15 protein-coding genes are annotated in these 14,021 nt (G+C 70.2%); 9 read left to right on the top strand and 6 right to left on the bottom strand.

Annotated features, from left to right (window positions below):
• The first annotated feature begins 13 nt into the window (after positions 1-13).
• The 7 genes from BKA10_RS04080 to BKA10_RS04050 are packed head-to-tail and all read left to right on the top strand — an operon-like array spanning position 14 to position 6,958.
• A complete protein-coding gene (locus BKA10_RS04080) occupies positions 14-925 on the top strand; it encodes an ABC transporter ATP-binding protein (protein WP_183498716.1) in 912 nt (303 codons plus the stop codon).
• On the top strand, positions 922-1,719 hold the full coding sequence (locus BKA10_RS04075) for an ABC transporter permease (protein ID WP_183498715.1): 798 nt from the start codon (positions 922-924) through the stop codon (positions 1,717-1,719). Before BKA10_RS04080 ends, BKA10_RS04075 begins: the two co-directional genes overlap by 4 nt.
• Before the next feature lie 9 nt (positions 1,720-1,728).
• On the top strand, positions 1,729-3,000 hold the full coding sequence (locus BKA10_RS04070) for a histidine kinase (RefSeq protein ID WP_183498714.1): 1,272 nt from the start codon (positions 1,729-1,731) through the stop codon (positions 2,998-3,000).
• The gene (locus tag BKA10_RS04065) at positions 2,997-3,665 is read left to right on the top strand and encodes a response regulator (protein ID WP_183498713.1); all 669 of its coding nucleotides are present in this window, start codon (positions 2,997-2,999) and stop codon (positions 3,663-3,665) included. The genes BKA10_RS04070 and BKA10_RS04065 overlap by 4 nt, the downstream gene beginning before the upstream one ends.
• Positions 3,666-3,714: 49 nt before the next feature.
• The gene (locus tag BKA10_RS04060; RefSeq protein ID WP_183498712.1) at positions 3,715-4,821 is read left to right on the top strand and encodes a mechanosensitive ion channel family protein; all 1,107 of its coding nucleotides are present in this window, start codon (positions 3,715-3,717) and stop codon (positions 4,819-4,821) included.
• Positions 4,818-5,282: a globin gene (locus BKA10_RS04055; RefSeq protein WP_183498711.1), complete on the top strand. Its 465-nt coding sequence runs from the start codon at positions 4,818-4,820 to the stop codon at positions 5,280-5,282. The genes BKA10_RS04060 and BKA10_RS04055 overlap by 4 nt, the downstream gene beginning before the upstream one ends.
• 2 nt (positions 5,283-5,284) lie before the next feature.
• Entirely contained in the window at positions 5,285-6,958 is a 1,674-nt protein-coding gene (locus tag BKA10_RS04050; RefSeq protein WP_183498710.1) for an FAD-binding dehydrogenase, read from the top strand.
• 1 nt (position 6,959) lies between these two features.
• Here BKA10_RS04050 and BKA10_RS04045 read toward each other — a convergent pair whose 3' ends face one another.
• Positions 6,960-7,619 carry a DUF8185 domain-containing protein gene (locus tag BKA10_RS04045; RefSeq protein WP_183498709.1) on the bottom strand — a complete coding sequence of 220 codons (660 nt, stop codon included), beginning with the start codon at positions 7,617-7,619 and terminating at the stop codon, positions 6,960-6,962.
• Positions 7,620-7,704: 85 nt separating this feature from the next.
• Here BKA10_RS04045 and BKA10_RS04040 point away from each other — a divergent pair, with 85 nt between their 5' ends.
• Positions 7,705-8,550 carry an acyl-CoA thioesterase gene (locus BKA10_RS04040; RefSeq protein ID WP_183501051.1) on the top strand — a complete coding sequence of 282 codons (846 nt, stop codon included), beginning with the start codon at positions 7,705-7,707 and terminating at the stop codon, positions 8,548-8,550.
• A gap of 3 nt (positions 8,551-8,553) precedes the next feature.
• On the opposite strand, the gene BKA10_RS04035 is transcribed toward BKA10_RS04040, so the two are convergent.
• The 4 genes from BKA10_RS04035 to BKA10_RS04020 all read right to left on the bottom strand — a co-directional run bounded on the left by BKA10_RS04035 (position 8,554) and on the right by BKA10_RS04020 (position 12,052).
• Complete coding sequence (locus BKA10_RS04035) at positions 8,554-9,054, bottom strand: acyl-CoA thioesterase (protein WP_183498708.1); 501 nt, start codon at positions 9,052-9,054, stop codon at positions 8,554-8,556.
• A 72-nt stretch (positions 9,055-9,126) separates the two neighbouring features.
• On the bottom strand, positions 9,127-10,806 hold the full coding sequence (gene ettA, locus BKA10_RS04030) for an energy-dependent translational throttle protein EttA (protein ID WP_183498707.1): 1,680 nt from the start codon (positions 10,804-10,806) through the stop codon (positions 9,127-9,129).
• Positions 10,807-10,925: 119 nt separating this feature from the next.
• The gene (locus BKA10_RS04025) at positions 10,926-11,438 is read right to left on the bottom strand and encodes a DUF6993 domain-containing protein (RefSeq protein WP_248198981.1); all 513 of its coding nucleotides are present in this window, start codon (positions 11,436-11,438) and stop codon (positions 10,926-10,928) included.
• A gap of 35 nt (positions 11,439-11,473) precedes the next feature.
• Entirely contained in the window at positions 11,474-12,052 is a 579-nt protein-coding gene (locus BKA10_RS04020; RefSeq protein ID WP_183498706.1) for a single-stranded DNA-binding protein, read from the bottom strand.
• A 248-nt stretch (positions 12,053-12,300) separates the two neighbouring features.
• Here BKA10_RS04020 and BKA10_RS04015 point away from each other — a divergent pair, with 248 nt between their 5' ends.
• Positions 12,301-12,558, top strand: coding sequence for a hypothetical protein (locus BKA10_RS04015; RefSeq protein WP_183498705.1), 258 nt, complete (start codon positions 12,301-12,303; stop codon positions 12,556-12,558).
• Here the strand turns inward: BKA10_RS04015 and yczR are convergent.
• Complete coding sequence (gene yczR / locus BKA10_RS04010; RefSeq protein ID WP_183498704.1) at positions 12,555-13,970, bottom strand: MocR-like transcription factor YczR; 1,416 nt, start codon at positions 13,968-13,970, stop codon at positions 12,555-12,557. The genes BKA10_RS04015 and yczR overlap by 4 nt on opposite strands.
• Positions 13,971-14,021: the final 51 nt, after the last annotated feature.

The following is a 14,021-nucleotide window of genomic DNA, read 5'->3' as shown; positions in this document are numbered from 1 at the left end:
GTAGGTTCGAAGCATGATCCTCGCAGAGAACCTGACGAAGCGGTATGGCGACAAGACCGCCGTCGACGACATCTCCTTCACCGTCCCCACCGGCAAGGTGACCGGATTCCTCGGTCCCAACGGCGCCGGCAAGTCCACCACCATGCGCATGATCGTCGGGCTCGACCGCCCGACGGCCGGGAGCGTCACCGTCGGCGGTCACGACTACCGCACCAGCCGTTCCCCGCTGACCGAGGTCGGCGTGCTGCTGGATGCCAAGGCCGTGCACACCGGCCGCTCCGCGCGCGACCACCTTCGCGCCATGGCCGCGACGCACGGCATCCCACGCAGCCGCGTCGACGAGGTCATCGAGCTGACCGGCATCGCGAGCGTGGCGCGCAAGCGCGCCGGCAAGTTCTCGCTCGGCATGGGTCAGCGACTGGGCATCGCGGCAGCGCTGCTCGGCGACCCGCAGACGCTGATCCTCGACGAGCCGGTCAACGGGCTCGACCCCGAGGGCGTGCGGTGGGTACGGCAGTTCGTGCGCCGTCAGGCAGCCGAGGGGCGCACGGTGCTGCTGTCGAGTCACCTGATGAGCGAGATGGCCCAGACCGCCGATCACGTCATCGTGCTCGGGCGCGGTCGAGTGCTCGCCGACGCGGCGCTCCCCGAACTCGTGCGGGCGTGGACGACGAGTGTCGTCACGGTGGCGACTCCGAGGCCCGCCGAGCTCGCCCAGGCCATCAGCGGCCCCGACATCGAGATCACCACCCACGAGCCGGGACGGCTGCGGGTCACGGGCCTGCCCGCGGCGACCATCGGCGACATCGCGGCAGAGGGCGGCATCCCGATTCACGAACTGACGCCCACGTCCGGATCGCTCGAAGACGCCTACCTGGCCCTCACCGAACAGTCCGTCGAGTACAAGACGAAGGAACTCGCATGACCGCGCTCACCGCGCCCGCCTCGGCGCACGCCACCGACTTCCGACTGACGTTGCCCCGCGTGATCCGGAGCGAAGTGATCAAGATCACCACGCTGCGCTCGACCTGGTGGTCGCTGGCCATCGCCGCGGTCCTGTCCGTCGGGATCTCGCTCATGATGGCTGCGGCCTCACGCGACTTCGGTCCCGGCTACGAGTCGGTGATGACCATCCTCGCCCCCACGCAGTTCACGATGCTCGTCGCGGGAGTCCTCGGTGCGATCGCCATCACCGGCGAGTATTCCACCGGAATGATCCGCTCGACTCTGACGGCCGAGCCGCGCCGCGGCGTGGTCCTCGCCGCCAAAGCCGTCGTGCTGATCGTCGTGATCGCGGTGGCCACCGCCCTCACCTACGCGATTGCGATCGTCGCGACGGCGCCGATTCTCGGAGACGACGGGATCGTGTGGTCCGACGCGTCCCGGTCCCTTGTGCCGCTGGCCGCAGGTGTGCTGTCGATGACGGCCTTCGCGCTGATCGGCCTCAGCTGGGGCTTCATCGTGCGCAACGGCTCGGGAGCCATCGCTGCGACCGTGGGTCTGCTGTTCGTGCTGCCGATCGTGACGAGCATGTTCGCGATGGCCGGCGAGGGCTGGCGGTGGGTGGTGGATGCCGGTCAGTACCTGCCGATGATGGCTTCGCAGACCCTCACGACGCCGAATGCGCCGGACATGGGCGCGGCCCTCATCGCGCTTCTCGCCTGGGTCGTCGCCGGTCTGCTCGGTGCGTGGGCGGTGCTGCGCACCCGCGACGCGTAGGCTCAACGGGTGTCGGACGTCAGCCGCAGCCCGTCCTCCGTCGTGGAGGACGAGCTGCGGCTGCCGCGTCCCCCAGGGGTCATCCGCCGGTTCTGGTCCCGGCACCACGTCTTGGCCGATGTGCTGATCGCCTTCGTCTGCCTGGTGTTCTCGCTCGTCCCGGCCACGACCATCGGCACCGACGCGGGCGGTGCGGACCCGGTGGCGCGCGCATGGGCTTCGGCGGTGATCACGGCCACGGTGGTGGCTGCGTGCGTCCTGCTGGTCTGGCGTCGCCGCTGGCCGACCGCTGTCTTCGTCGCCTCCCTCGTCGCGGCGACCGCGTACCTCCTGTCACCGGTGGCGGTCGGGGGGCCGCTGCTGCTGGTGACCAGCTACACCCTCGCCGTCTACCGCTCGACCCGCGCGTGCGTCGTCGGCCTGATCATCGGTCTGACGACCCTGACGACCGTGGCGATCGGGCTCTCCGCGACCGGGACGATCAGCGTTGCCGTGGCCGCGAACGCCGTGGTCGGCGAGGCCATCCTGGCGCTGATCGGGGCGTTGATCGGCGTCAACGTGGGCAACCGGAAGCGGTATCTCGAGGCGATCATCGCGCGGTCGCGGCAGCTGCTGGTCGAACGCGATCAGCAGGCGCAGCTGGCGGCGGTTGCCGAGCGGGCCCGCATCGCCCGGGAGATGCATGATGTCGTCTCGCACTCGCTGACGGTCATCGTCGCCCTTGCCGACGGTGCCACCGCCACCGAAGACCGCGACCGGGCGCGCGCGGCGAGCGGGCAGGCGGCCGCCACGGCCCGCGCCGCCCTGCACGAGATGCGCGCGATGCTCGGTGTGCTCCGCGACGAGACGGCGGCGCCCGATGCACCGCTCACCCCCGTCGACGACGACACCGTGCCCGATGCCGTGGCCGCGGCCCGACGGGCGGGATTCCCCGTGTCCCTGCACATCCGCGGAGATGCGTCTGCCGCGCCGCGGCCCGTCCGGCTGGCCGTCGCCCGCATCGTGCAGGAGGGGCTGACGAACGCGATGCGCCACTCACCGTACGCAAGCACGATAGACGTCACGATCACCGCGACCCCCGCGCAGATCACGGTCGACGTCGTCAATGACGGGGCTCTCGCCGCCGCGGAGCCGGATGCCGCCATCGCCGGGTACGGGCTGCGCGGGTTGCGCGAGCGCATCGATCACGTCGGCGGTGTTCTGCAGGCCGGCCCCGAGGGCGACGGCCGCTGGCGGGTACACGCCACACTGCCGATGACCGACGCACGGGAGGACTCATGACACTGCCGATCCGGGTGCTGCTGGTGGACGATCAGGAGCTGATCCGCGTCGGGTTCCGCCTCGTGCTCGAGGCCGAGCCCGACCTCGACGTCGTCGCAGAGGCCCGCGACGGTGACGAGGCGATCGCACTGAGCGCGCGCCTGCAGCCGGACGTCGTGCTGATGGATGTCCGGATGCCGCGCATGGACGGCGTCGCCGCGACCGCACGCATCGTGGCGGCACAGCCGGCGACGCGCGTGCTCGTGCTGACGACCTTCGACCTCGACGAGTATGCGCTGGGAGCACTCCGCGCCGGCGCCAGTGGTTTCCTGCTCAAGGATGCGCAGCGTCACGAGCTGGTCGGCGCGATCCGCGCGGCCCATCGCGGCGATGCGGTGCTGGCGCCCAGCGTCACGCGGCGGCTGCTGGACACCATGCTTCAGTCGCCGCCCCCGCCGGCCGATGGGCCGGACCCCGCCGCGGTGCTGACCGAGCGCGAACGCGAGGTGTTCGCGGCGATCGGGCGCGGGCTCACCAACACCGAGATCGCCGCCGAGCTGTTCCTCGGCGAGTCGACCGTCAAGACCCACGTCGGCCGGGTCCTGGCCAAGCTCGGGGCCCGTGATCGCGTGCAGGCGGTCATCATGGCGCACCGCTCGGGCATCGTCCCGCCCGGCGCCGAATAGCCCGCGGCATTCAGGCCACGCAAGGGGATCGGTCATTAGGATCGATGCGATGATCATCGCTCCGCTTGCCACCGCGCCCCCCGACCAGTGGTCCTGGGGGTGGTGGCTGGAGATCGTGACGGTGACCGGCTGGAAGCTGCTCGCCATCGCCGGAATCATCGTCGGCGCGTTCCTGCTGTCCTGGGTGCTGCGACTGGTCATCCGCCGGGTCGTCAGCCGCATCGTGTCGGGCGCCAAGACCAAGGCGAACGTCGACGACACACAGGCGCTGGAACGCTCGCCGCTCGCGGCGATCCGTGTCGTCCAGCGCACCCGGACGCTCGGCTCCATCCTGCAGAACATCGTCAACGTGACGATCGTGATCATCGCCCTCCTCCTGGTCGTCAATGTCATCGACGCGAGTGTGCTGGGATCGTTCGCGCTCCTGTCCGCGGCCATCGGCGCCGGACTGGGCTTCGGGGCGCAGAACATCGTGAAGGACGTGCTGAACGGCATCTTCATCGTCGCCGAGGACCAGATCGGCATCGGCGACGTCGTCGACCTGGGCCTGGCGACCGGCATCGTCGAGTACGTGAGCGTGCGCATCACCCATGTCCGCGACGTCAACGGCACGCTCTGGTACGTCCGCAACGGCGAGGTGACGAGGATCGGCAACCTGTCGCAGGGCTGGGCCCGGGTCATCGTCGATCTGTCCGTGCCCGTGGACGCGGACATCGATGCGGTGGAGCAGGCCATGATGGATGCCGCGAAGAGCATCGCCGGCGATCCGAAGTGGCGTACGCGCATCCTCGAGGAGCCGCAGGTCTGGGGCCTCGAGTCGATCGCCGAAGAGGCCCTCGTCATCCGAGTGGTGATGAAGACGCGTGCGAACGCCAAGGACGATGTCGCCCTCGAACTGCGGATGCGGCTGAAGCACGCCATGGACGAGATGGGTCTGCCGATTCCGCAGCTGGCCGCCGTGACGCTCGAGGGTCTCGAGGGCGCGCAGCGCGTCCGGGGCGCCAATCCGCCGCGCACGCGGCCCACCCCGGTCGCAACCAACATCCCGGAGCGGCCGGTCTGGAAGCCCAAGAAGAAGAGTCGGCCGGCCGACGCCGAGGCACCGGCATCCACCCCGCCCCCGGCCGACGACTCCCCCGAAAGCACCCCGTCATGACCACCGATGCCACCCCGACCAGCTTCTACGACGAGATCGGCGGGCACCCCGCCTTCGCGCGCCTGGTCGAGGTGTTCTATCAGGGCGTCGCCGGCGACGAGGTCCTCCGGCCCATGTACCCGGAGGAGGACCTCGGACCCGCCGCCGACCGCCTGCGGATGTTCCTGGAGCAGTACTGGGGCGGGCCGTCCACGTACGGCGAGCAGCGCGGCCACCCGCGGCTGCGCATGCGGCACGTGCCCTTCCACGTGAACCCCGACGCCCGCGACCGCTGGCTCACGCACATGCGCGCCGCCGTGGACTCGCTCGAGCTCTCCGCGCTGCACGAGGCCACGCTCTGGGACTACTTCGAGCGCGCGGCGCACGCGATGGTCAACACATTCGAACCCACCGGCATCGGTCCCGCGCAGACACCCGGCGCCACCACCCTGATAGTGCACCCAAGGCCTACGAAGGAGTAGCCATGACCGACCCGAACCAGCAGCCCCGCACCACCGACGTCCTGATCGTGGGGTGGGGGCTCGCCGGGCTGGTCGCCGCCGGTGAGGCGCTGGCGGCCGGCAAGCGGGTCACGATCGTCGACCAGGAGCCGCGCACGAACCTCGGCGGGCAGGCGCACTGGTCATTCGGCGGGCTGTTCTTCGTGGACTCGCCCGAGCAGCGTCGCCTCGGCATCGCGGACTCCGTCGATCTCGCCCGCCAGGACTGGTTCGGCACCGCCGGGTTCGACCGTGACGAGGACCTCTGGCCGCGACGCTGGGCCGAGGCCTACCTCCAGTTCGCGCACGAGGAGAAGCGCGCGTGGCTGCGCGGCATGGGCGTCTCGTTCTTCCCCATCGTCGGCTGGGCCGAGCGCGGCGGCTACACCGCCACCGGGCCCGGCAACTCGGTCCCCCGCTTCCACATCACGTGGGGAACCGGCCCCGGCATCGTCGCCCCCTTCCAGCGCGCCGTGGAAGAGGGTGAGCGCAACGGCCGGGTCACGGTGCTCGCACGCCACCGGGTCACCGAGCTGACGATCACCGACGGTGCCGTCACCGGTGTCACCGGCGAGATCCTCGCGCCTTCGGGCGCGGCACGCGGTGTCGCATCGTCGCGGGAGGTGGTCGGCGACTTCAAGATCGCCGCATCCGCCGTGATCGTCGCCTCCGGCGGGATCGGCGGGAACCACGACCTGGTGCGCGCGCAGTGGCCGTCGCGACTCGGGACGGCACCGGAGTCGATGGTGACCGGCGTCCCCGCATACGTCGACGGCTCGATGCAGCCGGTCTCGGCCGCCGCCGGAGCCCGGCTCATCAACGGCGACCGGATGTGGCACTACGTCGAAGGCATCCAGAACTGGAACCCGGTGTGGCCCCAGCACGGCATCCGCATCCTGCCGGGTCCGTCATCTGTGTGGCTGGATGCCACCGGGCAGCGTCTGCCGGTGCCGCTGTTCCCCGGGTTCGACACGCTCGGCACGCTCGCCCACCTGCGCCGCACCGGCCACGATCACTCGTGGTTCGTGCTCTCGCACCGCATCATCGAGAAGGAGTTCACCCTCTCGGGCAGTGAGCAGAACCCCGACCTGACCGGCAAAGACATCCCCCTGCTCGCCAAGACGCGACTGGGCAAGGGCGCGGCAGGCCCGGTGCAGGCGTTCCTCGACCACGGCGCGGACTTCGTGGTGCGCGACAGCCTCGACGAGCTCATCGCGGGCATGCAGGCACTGCCCGGTGGCGACGTGCTCGACGCGGGCCGCGTGCGCACCGAGGTCGAGGCCCGCGACCGAGAGATGGCCAACGACTTCACCAAGGACGCCCAGATCGCGATGCTCCGCTCGGCGCGCGCGTTCCGCGGAGACCGCCTCGTGCGCACCGCCGCGCCGCACCGGATCCTCGATCCGAAGGCCGGTCCCCTCATCGCGGTCAAGCTCCATGTGCTCACGCGCAAGTCCCTCGGCGGGATCGAGACCGACCTCTCGGGCCGTGCGCTCGGGGCGGACGGCGCACCGGTCCCCGGGCTGTACGCGGTCGGCGAGGCCGCCGGTTTCGGCGGGGGCGGCGTGCACGGGTACCGCGCTCTCGAGGGCACGTTCCTCGGCGGATGCCTCTTCACAGGCCGCACCGCCGGACGGGCAGCGGCGGCCGCGGTCTGACTCAGCTGCCGGTGCGCCGCACCGGCGTCAGGCCCGGCAGCTGCTGACGGCGGACCAGGATGTGGCCGCGCACCAGCGTCAGCCGTGTCCACATGCCCGACTGCCTCACGGTGATCGTCTCGTCGCCGCCGATGAAGCCCAGTCCGAACGCGGCGAACGCCACGCCACGGGGCAGGTCTGCCAGTTCGGGATCATCGACGCCCCACACCGACGCGCGCACGGCGTGCACCGCGTCATCTCCGGCATCCCGGGGCACATTCCCCGCGACGGCGGCAATGCCCCATTGGGCGCGGGTGGCCAGCACCGAAGCCTTCAGCTCGCCGGTCACCTCCCACCCGGCGCGGGGCGGGGCGATGCCGGCCCACGGCGCGCTGACGCCGCTGTCGGGCAGCACGAGAGCGTCGTCGTCACGCGACAGTGCGGTCGCATCCACGATGAGGTCGCACACGAGTTCCGGATCGACCGGCAGAACCCGCATGCCGATGACCGTCGGGGTCGAGTCGAGCAGCCCGCGTGGGGCAATGGGCGCGGCCGTCATGGCCAGCACTCCCTCGGCACCGCGCAGCCGCACCGCACCATCGCCGAGGCGGGATGCTCGCTGCGCGAACGTGAGCGCGTCCGCGGCGGCGGGGGCGTCGCGGAAGAGGAGGCGGGCAGACATCCGCTCTAGACTATCGAGGACCGGTGCACGCGGCGCCGGCAGGAGCGGAGACCGTGTGTCCGAGGATGTCGACCCCGTCGCTGCGATGCTGGCGGTGCTGACGCTCGACTCCGGTGATGCCCGCACCACCGAGGACATCTTCACCGGTGTCTCGCAGGTCATGCCGACCGGCAGGGTGTTCGGCGGACAAGTCTTGGCGCAGGCCGTCATCGCGGCGGAGCGCACGATGCCGCCCGACCGGACGGTGCACTCGATGCACGGGTACTTCCTGCGACCCGGCGATGCGTCCAGCGGGATCACCTTCTCCGTGGACCGCATCCACGACGGCCGATCGTTCTCGACCCGGCGCACACAGGCCTTTCAGGATGGCCTCCCGATCTTCTCGATGATCGCGTCGTTCGAGACAGACAGCCCGGGGCTGGATCATCAGGCGGCGATGCCCACCGGCATCCCCCAGCCGGAGGATCTGCCCAACGTCGAAGACCACCTGAGCGGGTTGCACCCGATGACCAAGCGGTTCTTCACCGACCGGCCCGTCGAGCTGCGTCACATCCCGTCGCCGATCTACGGCGCGGTCGAGGGCCCCCCGGCCCCGCGGCAGGCGGTGTGGATGCGCACGCGTCGTGAACTGCCCGACGACCCGCGGCTGCACCGCGCGGCGCTGGCGTACATGAGCGACCTGTCGATCCAGGAGTCCGTTCTTCGTGCCCACGGGGTGACGTGGTCGCACCCGGGGCTGAAGGTCGCGAGCCTGGACCATGCGATGTGGTGGCACCGCCCGGGACGCGTGGACGACTGGCTGCTCTACGATCAGGAGTCGCCCAGCGCGCGTGGCGGACGAGGTCTTGCCACCGGCCGCATCTTCACCCGCGACGGTGTCCTGATCGCCACGGTGGCGCAGGAGATCATGGCGCGGATCCCGGGCCAGTAGCGCTCAGCGACGGTGCCCGTACACGATCGGCGGGCCCTGGTACGGCTCCCACACCCGGCGCATCTCGGCGGTCAGGCGCGTGGGCCGGCCGGTGGCGACATCGACCATCACGACGACCGAGGTGGCCCGGGCGTACAGCACCTGCGGCGACTCGCCGTGGGGGCTGAACACCTCGTAGCAGACCTCCACGCTCGAGCCGCCGATCTTGCCGAACCACATCTGCACGTCGAGAGGCTCGCGGCGGTAGGGCACAGGCGCGAGGTACTCGATCTCCTGCCGGGCGATGAGCGTCACCGTGCCCGCGGCCAGGCTCGAGTCGACCACTGCCGTCGCGGGCGCCGCCTCGCCGGCCTGCGGCAGCCAGAACACCCGCACACGGGCCTCTTCGAGCAGTTTCAGCATCGACGTGTTGTTCACGTGGTTGAACGCGTCGAGATCGCCCCACCGCAGATGGATGGGCACATGCATGCGCGCCGGCGCATCGCCTGCGCGGGTGTCAGTCATGGGTGATCCTCACGTCGTTCGTCACCACGCTTCAATCGCCTCGGCAGCCGAGCATGCCCGGCTGCGCTCGGCTCAATCGCGTGTGAGCTTCCGGTGCGTGGACCGGTGCGGGTTGGCGGCGTCCGGGCCGAGGCGCTCGATCTTGTTCGCCTCGTACGCCTCGAAGTTGCCCTCGAACCAGTACCACTTGGCCGGGTTCTCGTCTGTGCCCTCGTAAGCGAGGATGTGCGTGGCGATGCGGTCGAGGAACCAGCGGTCGTGCGTGATGACCACGGCGCAGCCGGGGAACTCGAGCAGCGCGTTCTCGAGGGAACTCAGGGTCTCGACGTCCAGGTCGTTGGTCGGCTCGTCGAGGAGCAGCAGGTTGCCGCCCTCTTTGAGCGTCAGCGCGAGGTTCAGCCGGTTGCGCTCGCCACCGGAGAGCACTCCCGCCTTCTTCTGCTGGTCGGGTCCCTTGAAGCCGAACTTCGAGACGTAGGCGCGGGAGGGGATCTCGGTCTTGCCGACGGTGATGATGTCCAGCCCGTCGGACACGACCTCCCACAGGCTCTTGCTGGGGTCGATGTTCGAGCGGGTCTGGTCGACGTAGCTGATCTTGACGGTCTCGCCGATCTTCAGCGTGCCGCCGTCCAGCGGCTCGATGCCCACGATCGTCTTGAACAACGTCGTCTTTCCGACGCCGTTCGCGCCGATGATGCCGACGATGCCGTTGGGGGGCAGGCTGAAGCTGAGACCGTCGATGAGGGTGCGGTCGCCGAACCCCTTCTGGAGGTTCTTCGCCTCGATGACGACGCTGCCCAGGCGGGGTCCGGCCGGGATCTGGATCTCTTCGAAGTCGAGCTTCTTGGTGCGCTCCGCCTCGGCGGCCATCTCCTCATAGCGGGCCAGACGCGCCTTCGACTTGGTCTGGCGGCCCTTCGCGCTGGAGCGCACCCACTCGAGTTCGTCCTTGAGCCGCTTGGCGAGCTTGGCGTCCTTCTTGCCCTGGACGTCGAGGCGCTCGGCCTTCTTCTCGAGGTACGTGGAGTAGTTGCCCTCGTAGCCGATGAGGCGACCGCGGTCGACCTCCGCGATCCACTCCGCGACGTTGTCGAGGAAGTACCGGTCGTGGGTGATCGCGATGACCGCGCCCTTGTAGGACTGCAGGTGCTGCTCGAGCCACTGCACGCTCTCGGCATCGAGGTGGTTGGTGGGCTCGTCGAGGAGCAGGAGGTCGGGCTTCTGCAGGAGCAGTTTCGCAAGGGCCACGCGACGCTTCTCACCGCCCGAGAGCGGCGCGATCTCGGCGTCGCCCGGGGGCGTGCGCAGGGCGTCCATCGCCTGTTCGAGCTGGGAGTCGAGATCCCAGCCGTCGGCGGCGTCGATCTCCTCCTGCAGGATGCCCATCTCGGCCAGGAGCGCGTCGAAGTCGGCGTCCGGGTCGGCCATGAGCGCCGAGATCTCGTTGAAGCGGTCGAGCTTGGCCTTGATCGCGACGCCGTCCTGGACGTTCTCCAGGACCGTCTTCGTCTCGTCCAGCACCGGCTCTTGCATCAGGATGCCGACGCTGAAGCCCGGGGTCAGCTTCGCCTCGCCGTTTGAGGGGTGATCGAGTCCCGCCATGATCTTGAGGATCGTCGACTTGCCCGCGCCGTTCGGGCCGACCATGCCGATCTTCGCGCCCGGGAGGAACGCCATCGTCACGTCATCGAGGATCAGCTTCTCGCCGACCGCCTTGCGGGCACGGACCATCTGGTAGATGTACTCGGCCATGCGTATGCACGCCCCTTACTGCTCACGGTGTGGGTGGTATCGCCGAATGCGGCGGAAGTTCGCCCTCCAGCCTACCGGCGCAACCATGAGAGCCGTCTCCGGCGTGCCGGGGCGCCGACTCACCAGTCGATGTCGCGGGTGACCCCGACGAGGCAGCCGCCCTCGGGCAGCTCGGGAAGGACGACGGCGGTGGGTGCGGGCGTCGACGGCCCGACCTGGCCGACGAGGCATTCGCCGTCCCACAGCACCGAGAACTGGATGCTGTCGGCGGGGTTGCCCACCGTCGTACGGTCGTTCGTGACTTGCATCGCCGTCTTGTCGAAGCCGGCGGCCACGAGCGCATCGACGTACGCCCGGCCCGCGACCGCGTCCTCGCCCGCAGCCACCGTCTCGACCACGTGGGCGAACAGGGGAAGGTTGTCGTCAGCCGTGCCATCGGGGAACAGGACCGGCCCCGTCGGAGTCGGGGTCGGCGTCGCCGCCGGCGGGGGACTCGTGCTGGGCGGTGCGGTCGGAGCAGGGGCTACGGGCGTGCAGCCGGCCAAGGCCGCCACAGCCAGGGACGCACCCGCGATCAGCGCCAGCAGCCGGGCCCGGTAGCGACGGGGCGGGCGGACGTCGTATCGGGGCACCCAGTGATTCTAGGTGTCAGGGTTGACACCCACTCTCAGTACGGCGTGTCGTCGTCGACTCCGGGCGTGCGCCAGGCCGGGGAGGCGTCGGCGTTCGCACCGACCAGCGCACGGTGGTCGCCGTTCGCCGCGTCCTGCGACTCCCCCGCGATCGGCGGGGTCGGCCACGTCTGCACCGGAGGATCCCCCGCTCCTGCGTCATTGCCGTTCGACGGTTCGGCGCCGGTGGCGCCGGGATCGCGACCCGCGTCGACGTTCGACTGGTCCCGCCGGAACACGGTCGTCCCCCACCGGAGGTCGTGTCCGACGGCGTCGGCGTCGATCTCCGCATCCGTGCCCTTCTTCTCGCCGTTGTCCCACTGCCGCAGCCGGAAGGTGCCGGTCACGATCACCCGCTCACCCACGTGCAGGGAGGCGAGTGCGTGCTCCGCCAGTGCTCTGAAAGCGGAGACCTTGTACCAGTTCGTCTCACCCTCGACCCATTTGCCGGTCCGGGTGTCGTAGTGGCTCTGGTTGGTGGCCAGGCGGAAGTTCACGACGGTGTCGCCCGCCGCGGTTCGACGTTGTTCCGGGCTGTTGGCGATGTTTCCGATGACGGTGATGCGGTCCTTCATTGCGGTCTCCTCTCAGACGGGGGCGACGGTGTTCCCTCGCCCCGCTTCGGCACCCGCGTGCCCCACGGGTGCCGAAGCACCACCAGCGTGACCGACCGGGCCTGTCGTCCGGATGCGAGCGGCGACATCTGTGGACAGCGCGCCCGAACACACCGTTGGGGAGGAGGCGCTGAAGCGTGGGCGTGAGGAGGCACGGCCGCATCCATGTCGGTGGCCGTAGTTATGTTCGACAGCGGAGGGAGAGAATCATGACTGCTGTACGAGCGAGGACCGGCGTGACGACGCCCGTCGTGCCGCACACCGTCGCGTTGCTGCCCGTCGGACCGGGTCTGTGGCGCGTCGTCGACCGATCAGGGCGCGCCGTCGGGCATCTCGCGGAGCGTTCCATCCATGCCGGTGGAGGGTGGGAGGCCCGCCGGTTCCATGTACCCAGTCGATCGTTCCGGCAGATCGGCATCTTCTGGTCGGCGGCGGAGGCCGTCGAGTGCTTGCGGCTCTCGCGCTAGACCACGGCGTCGAGCAGGTCAGTGTGTTCGGCCGGCGCGGCGGCGCGCACGATCGGCCAGCAGCGGATGAGCACGTCGGCGGCTCGGTGCAGTTGCTCGGCGGGCGCGGTGAACGGCAGGCGGAGGTGGCGATCGTGACCGCCGTCCACCGCGAAGCGCGACCCGGCAGACAGATAGACGCCCTGCGCACGCGCCGCCAGCACCAGGCTCGAGCTCAGCGGCGCGTCGAGCTCGACCCACAGGGCGACGCCTCCTGCGACCGATGGAACGCGCCACTCCGGCAGCCCGGCAGCCAGGGCCGCGCACAGCTCGTCGCGCCCGGATCCCAGCAGTCCGGCGCGCTGGGCGAGGATCTCCGGCATGAGCGGAAGGGTTCGCGCGGCCACGGCCTGTTCGAACTCCGGGGTGCCGAGGTCGTGCTGCGGGCGCGCCGCGACGAGTCGGCGGATGAGCGGCGGATCCGCGCGGATCCACCCGACGCGAAGTCCGCCCCACACCGTCTTGCCGAGCGAGCCGAGGCGCACGACGTCTTCGCCGGCGAACGGCACCGAAGGCGGCTCCGCGTCGATGGCCAGTTCGCTGATCGTCTCATCGATGACGAGCGTGGCGCCGGCGCGGGCGGCGGCGTCGGCGACGACCGTCTGCTCATGCACCGTCATGCAGCCGCCCGTCGGATTCTGGTAGCCGGGCATGAGATACGCCATCGTCGACTGTGTGCGGGCGAACGCCTGGACGGCGCGGTCGAGATCCCAGCCGTCTTCGACCGTCACGGGTACGCCGACCAGTCGAGCCCCCGCTCCCCGCAGCGCTTCCGCGGCATGCGGATACGTCGGGGTCTCGATCATCGCCCGCTCGCCGCGCCGGATCAGTACCCGGGCGAGCAGGTGGATGGCACTCTGAGCGCCGCTGGTCACCATCACCTGATCAGCAGTGGTCTCGAGCCCCCGCTCGCAGTACCGCTGAGCGATCGCTGCACGCAGGGCGCGGCTGCCCACGATGTCGTATCCGGGGCGCGCGACCAGAGCGGCGGCATCCTGAGCCACCTCGCTCATGATGCCCGCGAGGCCGGGCCACGCCGCCGGACTGGCCTGCTGGAGGTCGATGTCATCGTCGGCGACGGCGATCCGGCCGGGCTCACGGCGCCCCAGCGGAAGGGTCACGCTGCCCGAACCGCGCAGGCTCTCGATGTGCGCTGTCTCGCGCAGACTCCGGTAGGCCGCGGCCACGGTGGTCCGGCTCACGTGCAATGCTGCGGCGAGCTCCCGTTCGGCCGGCAGGGCAGTGCGAGGGGCCAGCCGATTGTCGAGGCACAGCAGACGGATGCCATCGGCAAGCGCTTCGTACGCGGGCTCGCGCGTGCGCCAGCCTCCGAGCGCATGCGAGAGTGCACGAGCGGTGATACGGGAGTCCATGGGGCCACGCTACCCGAATTGGACTGCAGGCAAGAGTCCAATAATACGCTT

This window comes from Microbacterium invictum (genome assembly GCF_014197265.1).
Classification (GTDB): Bacteria; Actinomycetota; Actinomycetes; order Actinomycetales; family Microbacteriaceae; genus Microbacterium; species Microbacterium invictum.
This window is presented reverse-complemented; position numbering and strand designations above follow the sequence as displayed.